This window comes from Streptomyces ziwulingensis (assembly GCF_039542605.1).
Lineage (GTDB): Bacteria > Actinomycetota > Actinomycetes > Streptomycetales > Streptomycetaceae > Streptomyces > Streptomyces ziwulingensis.
On record NZ_BAABIG010000017.1, the window covers coordinates 186,847 to 207,534 of the forward strand.

The window sequence follows — 20,688 nt, forward strand, 5'->3', positions numbered from 1 at the left end:
CCTTGTACGGGAGCGGCCGTGCTCCGCGAAGGAGTTGATCCCGTGTCCCGACGCCGTATCTCCGCCGCCGTCGCCGTCCTCGCGCTCGCCGGTGCCGTACCGGCCGTGCTGCCCGCCACGACCGCGGCCGCGGCCTCCTGTTCGAGCTATCCGAGCTGGGTCGCCGGCAAGTCCTACAACGCCGGCGACATCGTCCGCTACACCGACGGCAAGGCGTACATCGCCGAGCACGCCAACCCGGGCTACGACCCCCTCATCAGCACCTGGTACTGGGAGCCGTACGCCTGCGACAGCGGCCAGACCCCGGTCGGGAACTTCGTGGTGACCGAGGCCCAGTTCAACCAGATGTTCCCGGGCCGCAACGGCTTCTACACCTACAGCGGTCTCACCGCCGCGCTCAGCGCCTACCCGGGTTTCGCCACCACCGGCAGCGACACCACCAAGAAGCAGGAGGCCGCCGCCTTCCTCGCCAACGTCAGCCACGAGACCGGCGGTCTGGTGCACATCGTCGAGCAGAACACCGCCAACTACCCGCACTACTGCGACTGGAGCCAGCCCTACGGCTGCCCGGCCGGCCAGGCCGCCTACTACGGGCGCGGCCCGATCCAGTTGAGCTGGAACTTCAACTACAAGGCGGCCGGCGACTCCCTCGGCATCGACCTGCTGAACAACCCCTGGCTGGTGCAGAACGACGCGGCCGTGGCCTGGAAGACGGGCCTGTGGTACTGGAACACCCAGTCCGGCCCCGGCACCATGACCCCGCACAACGCCATGGTGAACGGCGCCGGCTTCGGCCAGACGATCCGCTCCATCAACGGCTCCCTGGAGTGCGACGGCAAGAACCCCGCGCAGGTGCAGAGCCGGGTGACCAAGTACCAGCAGTTCGCCCAGATCCTCGGGGTCTCCCCGGGCGGCAACCTGTCCTGCTGACCCGCCCCGGCGCGCCGTACCGCCCGCGCGCGGTACGGCGCCCCCGTGTCACGGCCCGGCGGCCGTGGCACGGCCAGGCGGTCCGGCGGGGGGTGACTGGCGCACGGAAAGTTTTACGTATAACCTCTCCGGTCAACCGCCCGTCCCGAAAGGTCCCGATGTCCCGCCTCGCCCTGGTCACCCTCGTCGTCGACGACTACGACGAGGCCGTCCGCTTCTACACCGAGGCCCTCGGTTTCCGCCTCGCCGAGGACGCGCCCCGGCCCGACGGCTCCCGCTGGGTGGTCGTGGAGCCGCCCGGCGCCCCGGGTACGGGCACCGGCCTGCTGCTGGCCCGCGCCAAGGACGGCGAGCAGCGCGCCCGGGTCGGCGACCAGACCGGCGGACGCGTCGGCTTCTTCCTGCACACCGACGACTTCGCCGGCGACCACGCCCGCCTGACCGCCGCCGGTGTGACCTTCCTGGAGGACCCCCGCCACGAGCCCTACGGCACGGTCGCGGTCTTCCAGGACCTGTACGGCAACCGCTGGGACCTGCTCCAGCCGGCCCGGTGACCCACCAGAACCGCTCACCCCGAGGAACCCCCCGCAGATGACCGTCTCCGCGCCCGCCGCACCCCGCCTCGACCTCGACACCCTCCGCCGGCTGCCCAAGGCGGTGCTCCACGACCACCTCGACGGCGGTCTGCGCCCCGCCACCGTGGTCGAACTCGCCGCGGCGGTGGGCCACACCCTGCCCACCACCCACCCCGGCGAACTGGCCGCCTGGTACTACGACGCCGCCAACTCCGGTGACCTGGTGCGCTACATAGCCACCTTCGAGCACACCCTCGCCGTCATGCAGACCCGCGAGGGCCTGCTGCGCACCGCCGAGGAGTACGTCCTCGACCTGGCCGCCGACGGTGTGGTGTACGGCGAGGTCCGCTACGCCCCCGAGCTGCTGCTGAAGGGCGGACTGACCCTGTCCGAGGTCGTCGAGACGGTCCAGGAGGGGCTGGCCGCCGGCATGGCGAAGGCGGCGGCGGCCGGCACCCCGGTCCGGGTCGGCACCCTGCTGTGCGGGATGCGCATGTTCGACCGGGTCCGCGAGGCCGCCGACCTCGCGGTCGCCTTCCGGGACGCCGGGGTCGTCGGCTTCGACATCGCGGGCGCCGAGGACGGCTTCCCGCCCGCCGACCACCTCGACGCCTTCACCCACCTGCGGCGCGAGAACGTGCCCTTCACCATCCACGCCGGTGAGGCGCACGGCCTGCCCAGCATCCACCAGGCGATCCAGGTGTGCGGCGCCCAGCGCATCGGCCACGGCGTACGGATCACCGACGACATCCCCGACCTCGCCGCCGGCAAGCTGGGCCGCCTCGCGAGCTGGGTGCGCGACCGCCGGATCGCCCTGGAGATGTGCCCCACCTCCAACCTCCAGACCGGCGCGGCCACCTCGATCGCGGACCACCCGATCACGGCCCTGAAGGACCTCGGCTTCCGCGTCACCCTCAACACCGACAACCGGCTCGTCTCGGGTACCACCATGACCCGGGAGATGTCCCTGCTGGTCGAGGAGGCGGGCTGGACGGCCGAGGACCTGCGCACGGTCACGGTGAACGCGGTCAAGAGCGCGTTCCTGCCGTTCGACGAGGGCCGGGCCCTGATCGAGGACGTGATCCTGCCCGGCTACGCCGCGGTGGTCTGAAGCAGCCCGCGCGCGTATGCGGCCTGTCCGACGTGCTGGAGATCGTCGGACAGGACGCTGACCAGGCGCACGGCCAGCGTGACCGGCGGGTCCCACCGCTCGTCCACGACCCGTTCCAGGTCCCCGGCGGCGAGTGCGCGCAGGGCGGTGAGGGTCTGCTCGTGCACGGCGTCGTAGTAGCCGGTGAGCAACTCGCCCGAGTCGACCCGGACCTTCGCCACCTCGGCGGCGCCGTGCCCGAACCCGGTGTCCTCGCGGGGCAGCTCCAGCCCGAACCGCCGCTCCCAGCCCTGCGCCGGCCAGACCTGGTCGAGCCCGAAGGCGCCGGCGACATGGTCGTCCTGGACACGGGTGAGATGCCAGATCAGCCAGGCGACGGAGTTGGCTTCGGGGGAGGGCCGGGCGGCGAGGTCGCCGGGGCCGAGGCCCTCGACCACCGAGTGGACCTCTTCCCGGACGCGGCCGTAGCCCTCGATGAGGATGTCCTTTGCGTGCATACGGCCACCTTCGCGCATCCGGCGCTCAGCCGCTCCCCGTCTCCAGCAGCGCCATCAGCGCCCGCGCCGCCGGGCTGGTGGCCTGCGGCGGCGGCAGCAGGGCGATGGTCTCGTACGCGGCCTCGCCCGTCTCCTTCAGCGGCAGCGAGGCCAGGGAGGCCCGTTTGTGCCGGAAGTGCCGGGGCACGACCGCGATGCCGAGGTTCTCGTCGATCAGGTCCAGCAGCCCGTGCACGTCGTTGACCTCCAGCGCGACCGTACGCCGCACACCCGCCGCGGCGAACGCGGTGTCGGTGACGCGTCGCGGCCCCCAGTCCGGATGGAAGTCGACGAAGACCTCGTCGGCCAGATCGGTGGGGGTCAGCACCGCCCCGTCGGCCGCGAGGCGGTGGTCGGGGTGGCAGAGCACGGTCATCGGCTCGCTGGTCAGCGAGGCCGAGCGCAGCCGATCGGTGTCCGCCTGCGTCCGGTAGGCGAACGCCAGGTCAAGACGGCCCGCCGCCACCTCCTCCGCCAGTTCGCCCGAGCCCGCCTGCCGCAGCCGGATCTCCACGTCCGGATGGCGCCTGCGGAACGCGGCGAGCAGCGCCGCCACCGGCACCCCGGCGATGCACTGCTCGGTGCCCAGCGCCAGCGTGCCGCGCAGCACGCCCTGCACCGCGGCGACCGCCTCGTGCGCCGCCCGCACCTGTGCGACGATCCGCTGCGCCTCGGTCAGCAGCGCCCGCCCGGCCTCCGTCAGCGTCACCCGGCGCGTGGTCCGCACGAACAGCGGCGTCTGCAGCTCCCGCTCCAGGGCACGGATGGACGCCGACAGGCCGGACTGGGAGACCAGCAGCCGTTCGGCCGCCCGGGTGAAGTGCTGGTCCTCGGCGACCGCGACGAAGTGCTGGAGCTGGCGCAGTTCCATGACTGAGAAGCGTAGTCGCTGAATCCGATCGGATTCTTCTGTTGGACCACTGCCCGCAGGTCGGGCCAGAGTGGGACCCGGTCAAGACCCGGTTCTCCCCCCGACCGGGAACCCGCGTGCAGAACCCTCCAGGAGTCGCGTTGTACACCGCACACCCCGACCGCTACGCGGACATGCCCTACCGGCGCACCGGACGCAGCGGCCTGATGCTCCCGGCGCTCTCGCTCGGCCTGTGGCACAACTTCGGCCCGGACCGGCCGGTCGAGACGCAGCGCGCCATCCTGCGCCGCGCCTTCGACCTCGGCGTCACCCACTTCGACCTGGCCAACAACTACGGCCCGCCCCCCGGCGCCGCCGAGTCCGCGCTCGGCGAGGCGCTCCGGGCCGACTTCGCGCCGTACCGCGACGAACTGGTGATCTCCACCAAGGCCGGCTATCTGATGTGGCCCGGCCCGTACGGCGAGTGGGGCTCGCGCAAGTCCCTGCTCTCCTCCCTCGACCAGAGCCTGGGACGGATGGGCCTGGAGTACGTCGACATCTTCTACTCCCACCGCCCCGACCCGGAGACTCCACTGGAGGAGACGATGGGCGCCCTGCACACGGCGGTGCGGCAGGGCAAGGCGCTGTACGTCGGTGTCTCCAACTACTCCGCGGAGCAGACCCGGGAGGCCGCGCGCATCCTGGCCGACCTCGGCACCCCGCTCCTGATCCACCAGCCGCGCTACTCGATGCTCGACCGGCGCCCGGAGCACGAGGGGCTGCTGGACGCCCTCGACGAGCTGAGCGTCGGCTCCATCGCCTACTCGCCGCTGGAGCAGGGCCTGCTGACCGGCCGCTACCTCGACGGGATCCCGGAGGACTCGCGGGCCGCGAGCGACAGCCCCTTCCTCAACTCCGAGGCGGTCACCGAGGACCTGGTCGCCAAACTCCGCGCGCTGGACGAGATCGCCGGGACCCGCGGCCAGTCCCTGGCGCAGATGGCGCTGGCGTGGGTGCTGCGCGGCGGCCGGGTCACCTCCGCGCTGGTCGGCGCCAGCAGCCCGCGGCAGTTGGAGGACAGCGTCGCGGCCATCGGCAACCTGGACTTCGACGCCGACGAACTGGCCCGCATCGACAAGCTCGTCACGGCGTAGCACCCCCGTCACGAGGGCCGCGTCCGGAGCGTCCGGACGCGGCCCTCGGTGCTTTCCGGAGGGGTTCCCGGGGGCGCTCGGGAGTGTTCGGGGGGCGTACACGGGGCGCTCGGAGGGACCCGCACCCTTTCGGCCAGCGGCCGTCCTGAATATGCCAGGAGAGTGGCCAAAAAGCCATGGTGACAGTGATTCAGCAGTGAACATACTCGACTCCTAGGACGCCTCACTTCACGCGACGTCGTCCTCACGCACAGCACACGAGCCGCACGGACCCGGCAGGCGAGTTATGCGACGGGGGAGGGGAGACGTGCACGACGAGTTCCTGTGCCATGTCACCGCGTACGGAGTCTGCGACGGGCGGCGCATCGGCGTCCCGCTCGGCACCTACCGGGCCCCCACCCTCGCCCTCGCCCTGTGGTGGCTGCGCGACCGCGCCGCCTGGATGGCCGAGCGCCTCGATCCGCAGCCCGACTCCCCGCACCTGCCGCGCGGCGCCCTCACCCCCGTCGCCGACGACGCCCCCGACGTCCCCCGGGTGCTGCGCTCCTGGTGCGCCGACGACATGCAGCAGGAACTGGTCGCCGACGAGCTGGCCGCCGGACGGCTGGTGCGCGTCGCCACCAGTGACGAGACCACCGAGTACGAGCTGCTCGCCGAGTCGGTGGACGCGCTGCGCATGCAGCGGACCGTCTCACCCCTGGTCGTACCGGTGGCCTAGCCACCCACCGGGCCCGGAACTCCTCCCCGGGACCGGACCGCCCGGCGGGCCGCCCGCCGGGCGACTCAGGCGGACCGTACGACCAGGGCGTAGTCGCCGAGTCCCAGCAGCCGGTCCGCCGGCAGCTCATCGAGCCCGGTGACCACCGTCACCAGCCGGCCCGTGTCCGGGTCGAAGGCCGCGTCCCGCACCTGCCCCCGCTCGTCGCCGCCCTCCGTCAGCACCCGGCTGGCCAGCAGGTCGTGCGGGGGCGGAGCGGGGTCGGCGGCGTCGGCCGGGCGGACCAGCACGGCGTCCGGCCCGACGGCGTGCACCGCCGACCAGGGCAGCACCGTCCGCCCGCGCCGCCGCCCGCCCCGGATCCGCAGGTGGGTGACGGTGCCCGAAGCGGCGTCGACGGCGAGGGAGGCCACGGTCCCCAGTTCGGCCGCCTCGGCCAGCGTCACCACGGGCAGGCCCTGGACGTCGGAGAAGAGCATCATCGTTCACACCTCCTTGCGGTGGCCGGGTGCGCCCGCCGCCAAAGCGGCGAGATCGTCGAGGTCGTCGGCGACGTGCCGGACGGCGTCGGCGGGCAGGACGAGCGCCCGGCCGGAGACGGCGAGGGTCTCCCCGCGCGGGACGTAGACCTTGCGCCGACGGCGCCCGGAGCCACCGGCGAACTCCTTGCTCGCGGCCACCCGGAAGCCGACGACCCGGCCCGCCGTGCCGCCCCGCACGACCACGTCGAGCACCGTGCCGACCTCGGTGCCCGCGTCCGTCAGCACCTTGGCGCCGAGCACCCGGCCCTGCGCCGCCTCCCGGCGGGCCACCACGGCGGCCGTCTCCGCCAGGTCCTCCCCGGCGCGGATCATCACCGCGTCATGGCCCAGCGCCCGCACCGCCGACCAGGGCAGGCTCTGCCGCAGCGGCCCCGACAACAGCCCCCGGCCGTTGAGGGTGAACCCCAGGATCCGCCCGGCCTCGGCGTCGAAGACGGTGTCCTTCACCTGGGCCACCGCGTCGCCGCCGAGCGTCACCACGGGCCGGGTCGTCAGGCTCCGCGCGGCCATCAGCTCGTTCATCGCACGTCCTTTCCACCGGTCCGGCGCCCACGCCGGACCGCGACGACCGTGCCCGACCGCCGTCCGGCCTGCACGGCCAGGGTCAGCAGGAACAGGGCCACCACCACGGCGACCACTACGACCAGCCATGTCCACCAGGCCACCGCGCACCTCCGGTGCTCCGCGCCGGCCGCCTTCGACCGGTCCAGGAAACCTTCCGGGTGCCCCGTGAGACTGTGACAATGCCCGCAGTGGGAACCACGGGGACTGCACAGCCGTGATCGGGGTAGGGGGCGGGTGCAGCAGCGTCCGGCCAGTCCGGCTCTTCGAGAGAGAAACGCATGATCGACCACCTGGACGGGGCAGTGATACCGACTGGTTTCGACGTGCCCGTGGAACCGCTACGGCGGGCGGCGCACTACACGGGCGAGCCGGGATGTATCGCCGAGGCACGGTCCTTCGCCACGCTCTTCCTCCAGCAGCTCCGCACGGAGTGGTGCGCCGCCATCGGCGGCCGGGCCGACGGCGCCGTCCTGCTGGTGGTGAGCGAACTGGTCACCAACGCCGACCGGCACAGCCAGGGCCCCTACATCCTGGAGCTGGAAGGCACGGACGCGTCGGTCACGGTCTCCGTCTACGACAGCAGCGCGGCGGTGCCCAGGCGGTTCCCGCGGGACCCGGAGCGGATCGGCCGGCACGGGCTGGAGATCGTGCACGCCCTGACGGAGGAACTCGCCGTCGAGCGGGTCCCGGTGGGCAAGCGGGTCCGTGCCGTCGTGGGACTCACCGGCGAGTGACGCCCCCGCGCGGAGCCCTACGGGGGTCAGACGCGGTCGAGACGGGGGTCAGACGCGGTCGAGCTCGCCCAGCATGCCCTCGCGCAGCCGGTGGATGATCCGTTTGATCATCCGGGAGACGTGCATCTGCGTGCAGCCCAGCTCCTCGCCGATCTCGGCCTGAGTGGCCTCCTCCACGAACCGCAGGTGGATGATCCGCCGGTCGCGCTCGCTCAGCTCCGCCAGCAGCGGCGCCAGCGAGTGGAAGTCCTCCACGAGCCGCAGCCCGGCCTCCTCCACGCCGATGAAGTCGGCGAGGACCGACTCGCCGGCCTCGGTGCCGTCGCCGGTGAGCACGGCGTCCAGGGAGGATGAGGTGTAGCCGTTGGCGGCGATCTGGCCCTCGATCACCTCGTTCTCGCCGATGTTCATCAGCGTGGCCAGCTCGGCCGCGGTGGGCTCGCGGTCCAGGCGGCTGGACAGCTCCTCACGGGCCCTGGCCAGCTCGACCCGCAGCTCCTGAAGGCGCCTGGGCACATGCACGGCCCAGGTGGTGTCACGGAAGAAGCGCTTGATCTCACCGACGATGTACGGCAGGGCGAAGGAGGTGAACTCGACCTCGCGCGACAGCTCGAACCGGTCGATGGCCTTGATAAGGCCGATCATGCCGGTCTGGACCATGTCCTCCATGTCGTCGCCGCGACCGCGGAACCGGCCGGCGGCGAACCGCACGAGCGACATGTTCATCTCCACGAGGGTGTTGCGCGCGTACTGGTACTCGGGCGTGCCCTCGTCGAGTGCGGCGAGCCGCTGGAAGAACTGCCGGGACAGCTCCCGCGCGTCACGCGGAGCCACCGACCGCGCGTCCAGGTCTGCCCGGAACGCCCCTTCACCCGTCCTGGTCCCGGCGGTGGCGGTCTTCATTGCCTCTCCCACGAAAGTCACGGTCCGACGCCTCCCTGAGTACATCCGGCTCGCGGTCGCCCAGGTCGAACGCTTGTGTGCCACCGGACGCGCCGCCGATCCGCCGGCCGGGCGGCACCCTGCGGCGTGGCACTCCCACAGGATATCGGCGGGCCCGGTGGCGCACACCTCGGTGGGCCGGTCGGCGCGGCGCCGGCTTCTCTCTGGGCGGAACGCCGCCCCCTTCCCCCGGCGGCGGGCGAACCTAGGCTGGGAAGGTGACGAACCAAGCGCCGAACGAAGCCCGCGTCATCGCGCTGCGCCCGCCCGCCGCGCCTCCCACGACCGGCCCCACGACCGGGCCCACGACCGGCCCCGCGCCCCGGGAACCCCTCTGGCGCGACCTGGTCGGTGACGTCCTGCGGCGTGAACGCCTCGCGCAGGAGCGCACGCTGAAGGACGTGGCCGAGACGGCACGGATCTCCATGCCGTATCTCTCGGAGGTCGAGCGCGGCCGCAAGGAGGCCTCCTCGGAGGTGCTCGCGGCCGCCGCGCGGGCCCTCGGCCTCGGCCTCGGCGATCTGCTGTCGCGCGTCCACGGCGAACTCGTCCGCGTCACCGCCCGCCATGAGACACGCGGCCGGCGCGCCACCTCGGTGGGCCGCGCCGACGGACTCTGCCTCGCCGCCTGACACCCCGCGGCACGCGAAAGGCAGGTGCCGCCCCTCCCCGCGCGGGGGCGCACCTGCCCGTCCGTCCGCTCAGACCGCCCGCGACCGCCGGCAGAGCACCTCGTCGGCCAGCCCGTACGCCACCGCCTCCCGGGCGGTGAACACCTTGTCGCGGTCCATGTCCGCGCGCAGCGCGGCGGCCTCGTGACCGGTGTGCCGCACGAGCACCTCCTCGACCTGCGCGCGGATCCGCACCATCTCCTTGGCCTGGAGCGCCAGGTCGGAGACGGTGCCCTGCCGGCCGCCGCTGGCCGGCTGCCCGAGCAGCACCCGCGCGTGCTCCAGCACGAACCGCCGCCCGGCGTCCCCGCCGGCCAGCAGCACCGCCGCCGTGGAGGCCGCCTGGCCGACGCAGAACGTCGAGACCGGCGCCCGCACGAACGTCATCGTGTCGTAGATCGCCATCAGCGAGGTGTACGAGCCGCCGGGGGAGTTGAGGTAGATCGAGATCTCGCTCTCCGGGGCCGCCGACTCCAGGTGGAGGAGCTGGGCGATCACGACATTGGCCACCCCGTCGTCGATCTCGGTGCCGAGGAAGATGATCCGCTCCGACAGCAGCCGGCTGAACACGTCGTAGGACCGCTCGCCCCGCGGGGTGCGCTCGACGACGTTCGGAATCGAGTAGCTCCCCATGTCACAGCCCCGTCCGGCGCCGGGTGGCGGTCGGGCGGACGTCCGCGAGGGACTCCACGACGTGATCCACCATGCCGTACTCCTTGGCCTCCTCGGCGGTGAACCAGCGGTCCCGGTCGCCGTCGCGCGAGATGGTCTCGGGGGACTGCCCCGTGTGCTCGGCGGTGATCCGCTCGATGGTCCGCTTGGTGAACTCCAGATTGTCGGCCTGGATCTCGATGTCGGCGGTGGTACCGCCGATGCCCGCCGACGGCTGGTGCATCATGACCCGCGCGTGCGGCAGCGCGTACCGCTTGCCCCGGGTGCCGACGCTGAGCAGGAACTGCCCCATGCTGGCGGCGAAGCCCATGGCGAGCGTGGAGACGTCGTTGGGGATCAGCCGCATCGTGTCGTAGATGGCGAGCCCGGCGTGCACGGAGCCGCCGGGGCTGTTGACGTACAGGCTGATGTCGGTGTGCTGGTCCTCCGCGGAGAGGATCAGCAACTGGGCGCAGACGCGGTTCGCGGAGACCTCGTCGACCTGCGTGCCCAGCAGCACGATGCGCTGCGCGAGCAACTGGGCGGCCAGGTGGTCGTCGAAGCGGGTCGCGGGGGTCCCGGTCTCCTCCGCCCGGGGCATCAGGGCTGCGGCCGGGCCGGCCGTGAATGGAGACATCGGCGCTCCTTCGTCGAGTGGTGGGGCTGGTCGTTGCGCGGCGGGTGTGCCGCCGTCCCCACTGTCGGCCCGGCACCGCTCCCACCGGCGGATTCTCTGCCCGGGGCAGATTCGCCGAGGGCAGAGCGGGGCGGACCGGGAACGCGCGACCGCGCCCGAGCGATGAGTTCCGGGGCCCGGACCGGTCTACCCACCGGATCGCGTCCGTTCACCCCAGGAGGAACCCATGGTCACCGACGGATTCACCACCTGCCTGTGGTTCGACGGCGAGGCGGAGGAGGCCGCCCACTTCTACGTCTCGGTGTTCGAGAACTCCGGGCTCGGCGACGTCACCCGCTACCCCGAGGGCTCGATGGGCCGGGCCGGCAGCGTCCTGACGGTCGAGTTCACCGCCAACGGACAGCGGTTCGTCGCGCTGAACGGCGGACCGCAGTTCACCTTCGACGAGGCGGTCTCCTTCCAGGTGCTGTGCGAGGACCAGCGGGAGGTCGACCACTACTGGGCCGCCCTTCAGGCGGGCGGCGGACAGGACGGCCCCTGCGGGTGGCTCAAGGACCGCTACGGGCTCTCCTGGCAGGTCGTCCCGGTCCGGCTCAACGAGATGTTCGCCGACCCCGACCCGGTGAGGGTGGCGGGCGCCAACGAGGCGATGATGTCGATGCGCAAGCTCGACATCGCCGCCCTGGAGAAGGCGTTCGCCGGGGAGTGAGCCCCCCCGGGGTGTGCGGAGGAGGCGTCAGACGCGGTCCGCCGCGATCAGCAGGTACTGGAAGCTGCCGTTGCGGTAGGCGGTCAGGAACGTCTCCTCGATGCCGGTGACGAGGTGCTCGGCGCGGCTGCGCAGCTCCCAGTAGGGCAGGGCCGCCTCCGTCAGGTCCTCCACATGGACGGGGACCAGGCGGTTGCGGGCCATGGCCCGGAAGTACGCCGACCGGGGATGGATGTCGCAGATGTAGTGGGCGTTGATGAGCGAGACCTCGCGGGAGGCCCGCCCGTAGGTGTCGTTGTAGCAGCCCGTGATCACCACATAGCGTCCGCCGCGGCGCAGCAGCCGGGCGTGCTCGGCGAAGAGCAGCTCCAGCTCGACGTACATGGTGGACTCGTTGTTCCACGAGGCCGCGAACTCACCGGACGGCAGGCCCGTGTCCAGCATGTTCCGGACCTGGTAGCGCACCCGGTCGCCGATGCCGCGTTTACGGGCCTGGGCGTTGGCGAAGTCGGCCTGTTTGGCGGAGAGGGTGACGCCGTCGGCGCGGCAGCCGTAGCGCAGGTTGGCCACCACGCTGCCGCCGCCGCGTCCGCAGCCGGCGTCGAAGACCCGGTCGGCGGGGGTCAGCGGGCCGAGCCGGGAGGCGAGCAGTTCGGCCTGGGCCTGCTCCAGGCGGTGCAGCTCCGAGGTGATCCGCTCCCGGCGCCGGGCCGGGTCGGGCTCGTCCAGCACCGACCGGTCGGCGTCCCCGACACCGTAGTGGTGGTGGTACAGGTCGTCGATCTTCCCGAGTTCGAGGTTGACCGGGTTCTCCTCGGCGTTCCAGTACTCCGCGACCCGGCGCTGGTACGTGGACTGGGTCGGGACCGGCGCGCTCGTGAGGTCGGAGGTGGTCAACGGTGTCTCCTCGTGATCTGCCTGACGCGACGTCAGGGGGGTTTCGCTCACCAGTAGTCCGGCAGGTGGTAGCGGTGGGTGTTGGTGGCGTGCCACTCGTGGTTGCCGGAGACCCAGGCCGCCAGGGAGCGGGTGTAGCGCTCGACGAGCGGGGAGCCGGCGCTGAGCGCGGCGGACTCCTCCTCGAAGGAGTCCATGATCTCGTTGTGGATCTCCACGGCCCTGAGATAGCCGGCCTTCAGCCCGCACCGCTCGTTGGCGGCGACGACCTGCGGCAGATTGAGGTGCCCCGGCTCGGCCAGCTCCTTGGTGAAGGAGTAGAGGTCGTTGACGATCGTGGTGGCGTTGCAGGCCAGTGCCGTCACCCGCTGGATCTCGGGACGGGCGTGCAGGGCCTCGGGCAGTTCGTAGCCGTCGACCGCGTCGACGATCGACAGACAGGGACGGAAGTTGTTGAACTGCCGCATCACCAGGTACTCCCAGACGGTGGGCGTGTACCGGATCTGCGACCAGGCGGCCTCGCCGAGATAGCCCAGGTGCAGCCGGGACAGGGCGTGCACGAACCGGTCGCGCTGGCTGGGCGTGGCGAAGGCGGCGTAGTCCTTGACGGCCCAGTGGTAGGAGCGCAGCGGGCTGTCGGCCCGCATGCCCCGCTCCCAGGCGGCCTCCGTGTCGGCGGTGCCGTGGTACGGGTCGACCGCCGACTGGGCCAGCACGAGACGGCCGCCCAGCCCGCGCGCGCTGCCGCCGCGGTCCTCGTCCTCGGAGCAGTAGAGGCTGTCGACGAGGTTCTCGGCGAGCAGCAGTTCACCGGCGACGGTGAGCCGGTCGAGGCCGACCGCGCCCGGGTGCTGGAGCACCACGGCCCGGCCGAACCCGAACCCCGCGAAGTCGTCCGACCACGCCTTCGGGAACAGGTCGAGGCCGCGGGCCCACTCCTCCAGTCTGCGGTCGACCTCCGCGACCTTCCCGGGGTCGGCGGGCACGGCGGGCCGGAACCGCAGTCCCGGCACCGGCCGGCCCGGCGCGGCGCGGACGGTACCGGCGTACTTCGGGGGGCCCGGCGCCCGGAAGGGGACGCCGGAGACAGGGGGAGCGCTCATGGTCGTGACATACCTCCGGTCAGTCGGCACTCCGGCCGATCTGGACGTTCTCCAGGGCCCCGGCCGCGTCCGGCACCAGGATGGCCAGGGAGTAGTAGGCGGTGACGAGGTAGCGGACGATCGCCGCGGTGTCGATGCCCATGAAGCGGACGTTGAGTCCGGGCTCGAACTCCTCGGGGATACCGGTCTGGTACAGGCCCACCACCCCCTGGTCGGCCTCACCGGTGCGCAGCGCGATGATGCTGCTGGTGTGCCGCTCGCCGACCGGGATCTTGCCACAGGGGAAGATCGGCACCCCGCGCCAGGCGGGCACCTGGTGGCCGCCGGCCCGCGCCGTGCCGGGCACCAGGCCACGCCGGTTGCACTGCCGGAAGAAGGCGGTGATCGCCTTGGGGTGGGCGAGCAGCAGCCGGGTCCCGCGGCGCATCGACAGCAGTTCGTCGAGGTCGGCAGGGGTCGGCGGACCGGTGGAGGTGCTGATCCGCTGCCCGTGGTCGATGTTGTGCAGCAGGCCGAACTCGCGGTTGTTGACCAGCTCCCACTCCTGGCGCTCGCGGATCTCCTCGACGGTGAGCCGCAACTGCTCCCGGGTCTGGTCCATCGGGTCGCTGTAGAGGTCGGAGATCCGGGTGTGCACGCCCAGCACGGTCTGGGTCAGGGACAGCTCGTACTCGCGCGGGCTCAGTTCGTAGTCGACGAAGCCGCCGGTCAGCTCCGGCTCGCCGGTGTGGCCCGCCTGTACGGGGAGGCCGGCCTCGCCCTCGCGGTTGACCGGCCGGCGCTGTCGCTCGGCGTGGGCCGCCAGGTGCCCGGCGAGGGAGGGGGCGCGGCCGGCCAGTTCGGTGAGGTCGTCCCGCCGCAGGACCAGTACCACCGCGGCGGTCCCGGCCCGTGCCGAGGTGGGCCAGCGGGGGCCGGTCCGGTGCACGGCCTCGTCGCCTAGGCCCTCGCCGTCGGTGACGACGCCGACGACCTCCTCCTCGCCGTACCTGCCGGTGGCGTAGCGGGTGAAGCGGCCGTGGACCACGAGGTACGTCTCGGTGACGGGCCGGCCGGCCTCGAAGAGGACCTCGCCGGCCCGCACCTCGCGCACCCGGAACCGGGAGGCGATCTCCTTCAGGACAGCGGTGTCCCGATAGCCGCGCAGGGCGGGCAGCTCGGTGAGGGTGGCCGGGACGACCCGGATGTCGTCGGCGCCGTTCTGCTCGAACCGCACCCGGCCGCGGCCCGGCCGCAGGGTGAGGCGCCGGTTGACCCGGTAGGTGGCGCCGCGCACGTCGACCCAGGGCAGTGTCCGCAGCAGCCACCGGGAGCTGATGGCCCGCATCTGCGGTGCGGACTTGGTGGTGGTGGCGAGCTGCCGGGCCGCCCGGGTGCCGAGGCTGGTGGACCGCTCGGCGGCGGACGACGGATCGGCCCGGGCGGCCGGGCCTGGGGCGGACTCGTCGGTGGCGGGCCCGCCGGCGCTGCCGGGTACGGACACATTCCCTCCTTGCGGGCGGACAGGGTGGGTGCGGGGGAGGCGACGAGGGGTCGGGACGGCGGCCGCGCGGCGCGGGAGTGCCGGGTGCGCCGCAGGTACCAGGCAAACAGTGGTGGGGCCGGAGGGGAACGGCGTGCGAGGGGGCGGCTTCGCCGCGGCGAGGCGTAAACCCACCGGTCGAGGCGCCGGGGGGCGGGACGGAGATCCGGGCGCCGTCTCGCGTCCCCGGCCCGCCCGGCGCACGGGGCGCGCGACGGCGGCGCCTGCCGGGTGCCGCGCGCGTCACGCCCCGGCCGGCGGCCGACTCGGGAGTCCCCCGGGCCCCTCCCGAGTCCCCCGGGCCCCTCCCGGAGGCCCTGTCCGGCCATGGCATGATCGAGCCCATGCGTGAACGTGTGGTGGCCGCCTGCGACGGGGCCTCGAAGGGAAATCCCGGCCCGGCGGGCTGGGCGTGGGTCGTCGCCGACGAGACCGGGACGCCGGCCCGCTGGGCGGCCGGCGCCCTGGGCCGCAACACCAACAACGTCGCCGAACTCACGGCACTGGAACGGCTGCTGGCCGCGACCGACCCGGACACACCGCTGGAGGTCCGGATGGACTCCCAGTACGCGATGAAGGCCGTCACCACCTGGCTGCCCGGCTGGAAGCGCAACGGCTGGAAGACCGCCGCCGGCAAGCCGGTCGCCAACCAGGAGCTGGTGGCGCGCATCGACGAACTGCTCACCGGCCGCTCGGTCGAGTTCCGCTACGTCCCCGCCCACCAGGTCGACGGAGACCGGCTCAACGACTTCGCGGACCGCGCCGCCAGCCAGGCCGCCGTCGTCCAGGAGGCCGCGGGCAGCGCCCTGGGCTCACCGCAGCCGCCGCCCGCGCCGGCCGTCCCGCCGGCCCGCGCCGCACGCGGGAAATCCGCCTCCGGCCCGAAGGGCGGCGGCGGGTCGTCCACGCGGACGCTCAAGGCGAAGTTCCCCGGCCGCTGCGTCTGCGGACGCTCCTACGCGGCAGGCGAGTCCATCGCCAGGAACGACCAGGGCTGGGGCCACCCGGAGTGCCGCACGACGGTGGCCGGGTAGCCGGCCCGCGCGGACAGCCACCCGCGCCGCCTCCCTGCTACGCTGCGCGGACCCATGTCCGCTTTGCGTGCTTATCGGGAGGTTGTGTGAAGGTCGCCTGCGTCGGCGGCGGACCCGCCGGCCTGTATCTGTCGATCCTGCTCAAGCGGCTCCACCCCGGCCACGAGGTCACCGTCCACGAACGCAACCCCGAGGGCGCCACCTACGGCTGGGGCGTCACCTACTGGCGCCCCCTGCTCGACCGGCTGCGGGAGCACGACCCCGAGTCCGCGCGCGCGATCGAGGACGCCTCCGTGGGCTGGCGCGACGGCCTCGCCCGGGTGGGAGAACTGACCACCCGGCACCGCGGCGACGAGGGATTCGGCATCGGCCGGCACCGGCTGCTGGAGATCCTGGCCGGCCGGGCCCGCGCACTCGGTGTGGATCTGCGGTTCGGCCACGAGGTCACCGCCCCGCCCGCCGCCGACCTGGTCGTCGCCGCCGACGGCGCCGGCAGCGCGCTGCGCTCCCGGTACCCCGGCCACTTCGGCACCGAGGTGCGTCCCGGCCGCAACCGCTATGTGTGGCTCGGCACCACCAAGGTCTTCGACGCCTTCACCTTCTCCTTCGTGTCCACCGGACACGGCTGGATCTGGGCGTACGGCTACCGCTTCAGCCCCGAGCGCAGCACCTTCGTCGTCGAGTGCGCGCCCGGGACCTGGACCGGCCTCGGCCTGGACCGGGCACCCGAGGCCGACGGGCGCGCCCTGCTGGAGGACCTCTTCGCCGACGTCCTGGACGGCCGTCCCCTGACCGGCCGCCCCGCGGCCGTGGGCGGTGCCGCCCCCTGGGCCCCCTTCCGCACCCTGACCAACCGCACCTGGTCCCGGGGCAACCTGGTGCTCCTCGGCGACGCCGCGCACACCACGCACTACTCCGTCGGCGCGGGCACCACCCTCGCCCTGGAGGACGCCATGTCCCTGGCCGCCGCCCTGCGCGCGCACCCCGCCGTCCCGGACGCGCTCGCCCACTACGAACAGGACCGCAGACCCGCCCTCCTGCCCGTGCAGAGCGCCGCCCGCTACAGCGCCCAGTGGTACGAGAACCTGCCGCGCTACATCCACCTGCCCCCCGAGCGGATGTTCGCCCTGCTCGGCCAGCGCCACTCGCCGCTGCTGCCGTACCTCCCGCCGCACTGGTACTACCGGCTGGACCGGGCGGCCGGGCAGTCGGAGGCGCTGCGCAGGTTCAAGCGCTGGCTGGGGCCGAAGGTGGCCCGCACCGCGTACCGGCGGCGCCCGGCGTGAGGCGGGGCGGGCCGGGTGACAGACTGCCGTCCATGGAAGAACGCGCATTCGACAGGTCGGGCCGGCACGCCTCCGTCATCGGCCTGGGCACATGGCAGCTCGGCGCCGACTGGGGAGACGTCGACGACAAGGAGGCGCGGGCGGTACTGGAGGCGGCGGCCGAGGCCGGGGTGACCTTCTTCGACACCGCCGACGTCTACGGCGACGGACGCAGCGAGGAGACCATCGCCGCGTTCCTCGCCGGCCGGCCCGACCTGCCCGTGATGGTGGCGACCAAGATGGGCCGCCGCGTCGAGCAGATCCCGCGGAACTACGTCCTGGACAACTTCCGCGCCTGGAACGACCGTTCCCGGCGCAACCTCGGCCTCGACCGCATCGACCTGGTCCAGTTGCACTGCCCGCCCACCCCCGTCTACTCGACGGACGAGGTCTTCGACGCCCTGGACACGCTGGTGGCCGAGGAGCGCGTCGAGGCGTACGGCGTCAGCGTGGAGACCTGCGCGGAGGCGCTCGCCGCCCTCGCCCGGCCGAACGTGGCGAGCGTGCAGATCATTCTCAACCCGTTCCGGATGAAACCCCTGCTGGAGGTCCTCCCGGCGGCCCGTGCGGCGGGCGTCGGCATCATCGCCCGGGTGCCGCTCGCCTCCGGACTGCTGACCGGGAAGTACACCCGGGACACCGTCTTCGCCGCCAACGACCACCGCACCTTCAACCGGCACGGCGAGGCGTTCGACCAGGGCGAGACCTTCTCCGGCGTCGACTTCGCCACCGGCGTCGAGGCCGCCGCCGACTTCGCCGCGCTCGCTCCCGAGGGATACACCCCGGCCCAGCTCGCGCTGCGCTGGATCGTCCAGCAGCCGGGGGTGACCACCGTGATCCCCGGCGCCCGCTCACCCGAACAGGCCCGCGCCAACGCCGAAGCGGCCCTCCTGCCGGAACTGTCCGGCCCGACGCTCACGGCCATCGGTGAGCTGTACGAGCGGCGGATCAAGGACCAGGTGGAAGGCCGCTGGTAGCCGGTCCGGACGGGCCGGACCGGCCCGTCCGGGTCAGGGCTCCAGGAGGAGCTGCCGCTCCTGCTCCTGGTCGCCGGAGGACGCTCCCTGGTCGCGGGCGCTGAAGGCCCGGGACAGCGTCTCGCTCGCCGCCGCCACGGCGTGCGGGGCGCCCTGCACGGTGACCGACACCGGCGCGGACAGCCGCGCGCCCTCCGCCCGGGGGGTGTCGGGGACCTGCGGTTCGGTCGGCGAGTCGAACGTGGCGGTGCGGACCGTGGCCCGGTCGTCGGTCGGGGCCTGGTCCGGCGCCCCGAAGACGTCCTGGAGCGCGTTCACGACCGCCCGCGCGTCGTCGGGCTTTCCGCCGCTGAGCGTTACGGTGAGCTGCGTGTCGGACATCCTTGGCGACCTCCTCGGTCTGTGCGTGGTACGCCGACCGGGTAACCCTTGCGCGATCTCCCAAACGGTCGGCCCCGCACGGCGCCCGCGCGCGGCGGACCCGGGAAGCTGGACGGACAGCCCGCGGCGACCGGGAGGAACAGCGGCACGGACGGACGCGAACGAGGGACCGGCCGGGCGCCGGGGCCGCGACGAGTCCGAGGAGGAGCGCACGGACCGTGGACGCCGCGTCAAGCCGCAGGCCGTGCGCCGGGCCACCCGGCTGACCGGGCTCGGCCTGGTGCTGCCGCTCGCCACGACGGCCGCGTCACTGCCGCTGATCCTCCGGGTCGCCACCTCCGACGGTTTCGTCCCCTGGCTCGTCCCCTGGCTCGTCGCCTGGCTCGTCGCCTGGCTCGTCGCCTGGGTCGTCGCCTGGGTCGTCGCCTGGTACCTGCCGTGCTGGTTCGTGCTCCCGCTGTGGACCCGGCACCGCCACACCGCGCGTTGACCGGGCGCCGGCGCCGCCGGGAGCCGGGCGGGCGGTGGTCGTGGTGGTCGTCCCGCTCAGCTCCCGATGACCTCCGCCAGGAAGTCGTCGACGCGTACCTCCTCCTCGCCCCTGGGCACGACGGCGTACGTCTCCCGCAGGAAGGCCGCGATCGCCGGGGCCCAGGCGTACACGACGGCGTGGTGCCGCTCCCCGTCGACCCGGGGATCGCCCAGGAACTCCATCCGCAGTTCGTCCCACCGGCCCCGCGACGCGGGACGCAGCCGTACGTCACCGACGCCGACCGCGCGCTCCAGCCCCTCGGCGACCATCTCCCGGTCCAGCGCCCACCGTGCCAGCACCCGTCCGTCGTGGCCGAAGACCACGGTCAGCGCGAACGGGTCCGCGGCGTCGTACCCCAGGTGGGCGAGGACGGGGAAGCGCTCCGTGGCACCGGCCTGGAGCTGAACGACGAGCGTCTTGTGCACGTGGGAGTTCACGAAGGGGCCTCCGGAGGACGGACCTGCCTGAGGCATGCGGGTACCCCGCCCCGGCGCGGAATGCCCCCCTCGCCCGGGTGATTCTCCGGGAGACGGGGCGGCGCGCCCGGACGGGGAACCGGCCGGGACGGGGTCAGGAGCCGCCGAACGCCTCGCGCAGGGCGGGCAGCAGCGTCTTCTCCGACCAGTCCAGGAAGGCGTGCTGCGACTCGCCGCCGATCTGCACCAGCGCGACCTCGGTGAAACCGGCCTCGGCGTAGGGGCGCACCGCCTCCACGAAGGCGTCCGGGTCGTCGCCGCAGGGAATCGACGCGGCGACGTCGTCGGGCCTGACGAACTGGGTCGCCGCCTCGAACGAGTCGGGGTGCGGCAGTTCGGAGTTCACCTTCCAGCCGTTGCCGAACCAGCGGAACAGCTCGTGGGCGCGGCGCACGGCCGTCTCCCGGTCGGGGTCGTACGACACCGGGAGCTGGCCCACCCGCGGCTTGCCCGTGCCGCCGTGCCGGTCGAAGGAGTCCAGCAGGTCCGCCTTGGGCTCCGTGGCGATCACCAGGTCACCGAGGCGCCCCGCCAGCTCGCACGAGCGCTCGCCGGAGACCGCGATGCCGATCGGCGGCGGGCTGTCCGGCAGGTCCCACAACTTGGCCGACTCCACGTCGAAGTGGGTGCCGTGCCGGTTGACATGACGGCCCTCGAAGAGCGCCCGGATGATCTCCACGGCCTCCTCGAACATCTCGTGCCGCACGTCGACGGCGGGCCAGCCGCCGCCCACCACATGCTCGTTGAGGTTCTCGCCCGAGCCCAGCCCCAGCCGGAACCGTCCCTCGGCCAGCAACTGCGTCGTCGCCGCCTTCTGGGCCACCACCGCCGGGTGGTAGCGGAACGTCGGGCAGGTCACGTACGTCATCAGCGGGATGCGGGACGTGGCCTGGGCCGCCGCGCCAAGCACGCTCCACGCGTACGGCGAGTGACCCATCGAGCGCAGCCACGGGAAGTAGTGGTCCGAGGTGACGGAGAAGTCGAAACCCACTTCCTCGGCCCGCACCACATGGCCGACCAGCTCCCGGGGGCCGGCCTGCTCGGTCATCATCGTGTATCCGATTTGCACCATAACGAGCGAGTCCCCGGCCTGGCCGGACGAAAACCGCCGCCCACG

Annotated in this window: 26 protein-coding genes; 12 read left to right on the forward strand and 14 right to left on the reverse strand. The window is 73.0% G+C overall.

The features are described from left to right. Nucleotides 1-42 precede the first annotated feature (42 nt). From ABEB00_RS08465 to ABEB00_RS08475, 3 genes are all read left to right on the forward strand, one after another. The gene (locus ABEB00_RS08465) at nucleotides 43-930 is read left to right on the forward strand and encodes a glycoside hydrolase family 19 protein (RefSeq protein ID WP_345618421.1); all 888 of its coding nucleotides are present in this window, start codon (nucleotides 43-45) and stop codon (nucleotides 928-930) included. A 158-nt stretch (nucleotides 931-1,088) separates the two neighbouring features. After that, a complete protein-coding gene (locus tag ABEB00_RS08470) occupies nucleotides 1,089-1,484 on the forward strand; it encodes a VOC family protein (RefSeq protein ID WP_345618422.1) in 396 nt (131 codons plus the stop codon). 37 nt (nucleotides 1,485-1,521) lie between these two features. Further along, nucleotides 1,522-2,616: an adenosine deaminase gene (locus ABEB00_RS08475; RefSeq protein WP_345618424.1), complete on the forward strand. Its 1,095-nt coding sequence runs from the start codon at nucleotides 1,522-1,524 to the stop codon at nucleotides 2,614-2,616. Here ABEB00_RS08475 and ABEB00_RS08480 read toward each other — a convergent pair. Beyond that, the gene (locus ABEB00_RS08480) at nucleotides 2,598-3,113 is read right to left on the reverse strand and encodes a mycothiol transferase (RefSeq protein ID WP_345618425.1); all 516 of its coding nucleotides are present in this window, start codon (nucleotides 3,111-3,113) and stop codon (nucleotides 2,598-2,600) included. The two genes, ABEB00_RS08475 and ABEB00_RS08480, sit on opposite strands and share 19 nt — an antisense overlap. Before the next feature lie 25 nt (nucleotides 3,114-3,138). Then, nucleotides 3,139-4,023, reverse strand: a complete 885-nt coding sequence (locus ABEB00_RS08485) for a LysR family transcriptional regulator (protein WP_345618426.1) — start codon at nucleotides 4,021-4,023, stop codon at nucleotides 3,139-3,141. A gap of 140 nt (nucleotides 4,024-4,163) precedes the next feature. Here ABEB00_RS08485 and mgrA point away from each other — a divergent pair, with 140 nt between their 5' ends. Both mgrA and ABEB00_RS08495 read left to right on the forward strand, forming a co-directional pair. Continuing rightward, nucleotides 4,164-5,156 carry an L-glyceraldehyde 3-phosphate reductase gene (gene mgrA, locus ABEB00_RS08490; RefSeq protein WP_345618427.1) on the forward strand — a complete coding sequence of 331 codons (993 nt, stop codon included), beginning with the start codon at nucleotides 4,164-4,166 and terminating at the stop codon, nucleotides 5,154-5,156. Nucleotides 5,157-5,463: 307 nt separating this feature from the next. Then, nucleotides 5,464-5,874 (forward strand): hypothetical protein, encoded by a 411-nt coding sequence (locus ABEB00_RS08495; RefSeq protein WP_345618428.1) that lies wholly within the window; start codon nucleotides 5,464-5,466, stop codon nucleotides 5,872-5,874. A gap of 65 nt (nucleotides 5,875-5,939) precedes the next feature. On the opposite strand, the gene ABEB00_RS08500 is transcribed toward ABEB00_RS08495, so the two are convergent. Genes ABEB00_RS08500 through ABEB00_RS08510 form a run of 3 tightly spaced genes read right to left on the reverse strand, consistent with a single transcriptional unit; the run spans nucleotide 5,940 to nucleotide 7,081 of the window. Then, on the reverse strand, nucleotides 5,940-6,356 hold the full coding sequence (locus tag ABEB00_RS08500; protein WP_345618429.1) for a PRC-barrel domain-containing protein: 417 nt from the start codon (nucleotides 6,354-6,356) through the stop codon (nucleotides 5,940-5,942). Nucleotides 6,357-6,359: 3 nt separating this feature from the next. Next, entirely contained in the window at nucleotides 6,360-6,938 is a 579-nt protein-coding gene (locus ABEB00_RS08505; RefSeq protein WP_345618430.1) for a PRC-barrel domain-containing protein, read from the reverse strand. Then, nucleotides 6,935-7,081 (reverse strand): hypothetical protein, encoded by a 147-nt coding sequence (locus ABEB00_RS08510; RefSeq protein ID WP_345618431.1) that lies wholly within the window; start codon nucleotides 7,079-7,081, stop codon nucleotides 6,935-6,937. Before ABEB00_RS08510 ends, ABEB00_RS08505 begins: the two co-directional genes overlap by 4 nt. Before the next feature lie 177 nt (nucleotides 7,082-7,258). Here ABEB00_RS08510 and ABEB00_RS08515 point away from each other — a divergent pair, with 177 nt between their 5' ends. Beyond that, nucleotides 7,259-7,714 carry an ATP-binding protein gene (locus ABEB00_RS08515; protein ID WP_345618432.1) on the forward strand — a complete coding sequence of 152 codons (456 nt, stop codon included), beginning with the start codon at nucleotides 7,259-7,261 and terminating at the stop codon, nucleotides 7,712-7,714. A gap of 48 nt (nucleotides 7,715-7,762) precedes the next feature. On the opposite strand, the gene ABEB00_RS08520 is transcribed toward ABEB00_RS08515, so the two are convergent. Further along, nucleotides 7,763-8,617, reverse strand: a complete 855-nt coding sequence (locus ABEB00_RS08520) for a SigB/SigF/SigG family RNA polymerase sigma factor (protein WP_345618433.1) — start codon at nucleotides 8,615-8,617, stop codon at nucleotides 7,763-7,765. 257 nt (nucleotides 8,618-8,874) lie between these two features. On the opposite strand from ABEB00_RS08520, the gene ABEB00_RS08525 reads away from it, so the two are divergent. After that, nucleotides 8,875-9,288 carry a helix-turn-helix domain-containing protein gene (locus ABEB00_RS08525; RefSeq protein ID WP_345618434.1) on the forward strand — a complete coding sequence of 138 codons (414 nt, stop codon included), beginning with the start codon at nucleotides 8,875-8,877 and terminating at the stop codon, nucleotides 9,286-9,288. A gap of 69 nt (nucleotides 9,289-9,357) precedes the next feature. Here ABEB00_RS08525 and ABEB00_RS08530 read toward each other — a convergent pair whose 3' ends face one another. Together ABEB00_RS08530 and ABEB00_RS08535 are read right to left on the reverse strand one after the other, a co-directional pair. Continuing rightward, complete coding sequence (locus ABEB00_RS08530; protein ID WP_345618435.1) at nucleotides 9,358-9,960, reverse strand: ClpP family protease; 603 nt, start codon at nucleotides 9,958-9,960, stop codon at nucleotides 9,358-9,360. 1 nt (nucleotide 9,961) lies between these two features. Further along, a complete protein-coding gene (locus ABEB00_RS08535) occupies nucleotides 9,962-10,615 on the reverse strand; it encodes an ATP-dependent Clp protease proteolytic subunit (protein ID WP_345618436.1) in 654 nt (217 codons plus the stop codon). 226 nt (nucleotides 10,616-10,841) lie between these two features. Between ABEB00_RS08535 and ABEB00_RS08540 the strand changes: the two genes are divergently transcribed. Beyond that, nucleotides 10,842-11,324, forward strand: a complete 483-nt coding sequence (locus ABEB00_RS08540; protein ID WP_345618438.1) for a VOC family protein — start codon at nucleotides 10,842-10,844, stop codon at nucleotides 11,322-11,324. Nucleotides 11,325-11,351: 27 nt separating this feature from the next. Here the strand turns inward: ABEB00_RS08540 and ABEB00_RS08545 are convergent, their stop codons facing one another. The 3 genes from ABEB00_RS08545 to ABEB00_RS08555 are packed head-to-tail and all read right to left on the reverse strand — an operon-like array spanning nucleotide 11,352 to nucleotide 14,807. Then, a complete protein-coding gene (locus tag ABEB00_RS08545; protein WP_345618439.1) occupies nucleotides 11,352-12,221 on the reverse strand; it encodes a geranyl diphosphate 2-C-methyltransferase in 870 nt (289 codons plus the stop codon). 47 nt (nucleotides 12,222-12,268) lie between these two features. Continuing rightward, the gene (locus ABEB00_RS08550) at nucleotides 12,269-13,324 is read right to left on the reverse strand and encodes a family 2 encapsulin nanocompartment cargo protein terpene cyclase (RefSeq protein ID WP_345618440.1); all 1,056 of its coding nucleotides are present in this window, start codon (nucleotides 13,322-13,324) and stop codon (nucleotides 12,269-12,271) included. A gap of 19 nt (nucleotides 13,325-13,343) precedes the next feature. After that, the gene (locus ABEB00_RS08555; RefSeq protein ID WP_345618441.1) at nucleotides 13,344-14,807 is read right to left on the reverse strand and encodes a family 2B encapsulin nanocompartment shell protein; all 1,464 of its coding nucleotides are present in this window, start codon (nucleotides 14,805-14,807) and stop codon (nucleotides 13,344-13,346) included. Nucleotides 14,808-15,178: 371 nt separating this feature from the next. Here ABEB00_RS08555 and ABEB00_RS08560 point away from each other — a divergent pair, with 371 nt between their 5' ends. The 3 genes from ABEB00_RS08560 to ABEB00_RS08570 all read left to right on the forward strand — a co-directional run bounded on the left by ABEB00_RS08560 (nucleotide 15,179) and on the right by ABEB00_RS08570 (nucleotide 18,182). Beyond that, nucleotides 15,179-15,880 carry a ribonuclease H family protein gene (locus ABEB00_RS08560; protein WP_345618442.1) on the forward strand — a complete coding sequence of 234 codons (702 nt, stop codon included), beginning with the start codon at nucleotides 15,179-15,181 and terminating at the stop codon, nucleotides 15,878-15,880. Nucleotides 15,881-15,966: 86 nt separating this feature from the next. Beyond that, entirely contained in the window at nucleotides 15,967-17,166 is a 1,200-nt protein-coding gene (locus ABEB00_RS08565) for an FAD-dependent monooxygenase (RefSeq protein WP_345618443.1), read from the forward strand. A gap of 32 nt (nucleotides 17,167-17,198) precedes the next feature. Continuing rightward, a complete protein-coding gene (locus ABEB00_RS08570) occupies nucleotides 17,199-18,182 on the forward strand; it encodes an aldo/keto reductase (protein WP_345618444.1) in 984 nt (327 codons plus the stop codon). A gap of 33 nt (nucleotides 18,183-18,215) precedes the next feature. Here ABEB00_RS08570 and ABEB00_RS08575 read toward each other — a convergent pair whose 3' ends face one another. Next, a complete protein-coding gene (locus tag ABEB00_RS08575) occupies nucleotides 18,216-18,563 on the reverse strand; it encodes a hypothetical protein (RefSeq protein WP_345618446.1) in 348 nt (115 codons plus the stop codon). Between ABEB00_RS08575 and ABEB00_RS08580 the strand changes: the two genes are divergently transcribed. Then, a complete protein-coding gene (locus tag ABEB00_RS08580; RefSeq protein ID WP_345618447.1) occupies nucleotides 18,553-19,053 on the forward strand; it encodes a hypothetical protein in 501 nt (166 codons plus the stop codon). The genes ABEB00_RS08575 and ABEB00_RS08580 overlap by 11 nt on opposite strands. A gap of 56 nt (nucleotides 19,054-19,109) precedes the next feature. Here the strand turns inward: ABEB00_RS08580 and ABEB00_RS08585 are convergent, their stop codons facing one another. Beyond that, complete coding sequence (locus tag ABEB00_RS08585; RefSeq protein WP_345618448.1) at nucleotides 19,110-19,532, reverse strand: SsgA family sporulation/cell division regulator; 423 nt, start codon at nucleotides 19,530-19,532, stop codon at nucleotides 19,110-19,112. A gap of 133 nt (nucleotides 19,533-19,665) precedes the next feature. Beyond that, a complete protein-coding gene (locus ABEB00_RS08590; protein ID WP_345618450.1) occupies nucleotides 19,666-20,643 on the reverse strand; it encodes an LLM class F420-dependent oxidoreductase in 978 nt (325 codons plus the stop codon). Between the last annotated feature and the right edge of the window lie 45 nt (nucleotides 20,644-20,688).

Bases quoted from the DNA above. Each gene is read 5' to 3' on its own strand.
- ABEB00_RS08520 (WP_345618433.1), bottom strand. From the start codon at position 8,617: ATGAAGACCGCCACCGCCGGGACCAGGACGGGTGAAGGGGCGTTCCGG.
- ABEB00_RS08550 (WP_345618440.1), bottom strand. From the start codon at position 13,324: ATGAGCGCTCCCCCTGTCTCCGGCGTCCCCTTCCGGGCGCCGGGCCCC.
- ABEB00_RS08470 (WP_345618422.1), top strand. From the start codon at position 1,089: ATGTCCCGCCTCGCCCTGGTCACCCTCGTCGTCGACGACTACGACGAG.
- ABEB00_RS08535 (WP_345618436.1), bottom strand. From the start codon at position 10,615: ATGTCTCCATTCACGGCCGGCCCGGCCGCAGCCCTGATGCCCCGGGCG.
- ABEB00_RS08570 (WP_345618444.1), top strand. From the start codon at position 17,199: ATGGAAGAACGCGCATTCGACAGGTCGGGCCGGCACGCCTCCGTCATC.
- ABEB00_RS08515 (WP_345618432.1), top strand. From the start codon at position 7,259: ATGATCGACCACCTGGACGGGGCAGTGATACCGACTGGTTTCGACGTG.
- ABEB00_RS08575 (WP_345618446.1), bottom strand. From the start codon at position 18,563: ATGTCCGACACGCAGCTCACCGTAACGCTCAGCGGCGGAAAGCCCGAC.
- ABEB00_RS08540 (WP_345618438.1), top strand. From the start codon at position 10,842: ATGGTCACCGACGGATTCACCACCTGCCTGTGGTTCGACGGCGAGGCG.
- ABEB00_RS08500 (WP_345618429.1), bottom strand. From the start codon at position 6,356: ATGATGCTCTTCTCCGACGTCCAGGGCCTGCCCGTGGTGACGCTGGCC.
- ABEB00_RS08560 (WP_345618442.1), top strand. From the start codon at position 15,179: ATGATCGAGCCCATGCGTGAACGTGTGGTGGCCGCCTGCGACGGGGCC.
- ABEB00_RS08530 (WP_345618435.1), bottom strand. From the start codon at position 9,960: ATGGGGAGCTACTCGATTCCGAACGTCGTCGAGCGCACCCCGCGGGGC.
- ABEB00_RS08590 (WP_345618450.1), bottom strand. From the start codon at position 20,643: ATGGTGCAAATCGGATACACGATGATGACCGAGCAGGCCGGCCCCCGG.
- ABEB00_RS08505 (WP_345618430.1), bottom strand. From the start codon at position 6,938: ATGAACGAGCTGATGGCCGCGCGGAGCCTGACGACCCGGCCCGTGGTG.
- ABEB00_RS08480 (WP_345618425.1), bottom strand. From the start codon at position 3,113: ATGCACGCAAAGGACATCCTCATCGAGGGCTACGGCCGCGTCCGGGAA.
- ABEB00_RS08485 (WP_345618426.1), bottom strand. From the start codon at position 4,023: ATGGAACTGCGCCAGCTCCAGCACTTCGTCGCGGTCGCCGAGGACCAG.
- ABEB00_RS08475 (WP_345618424.1), top strand. From the start codon at position 1,522: ATGACCGTCTCCGCGCCCGCCGCACCCCGCCTCGACCTCGACACCCTC.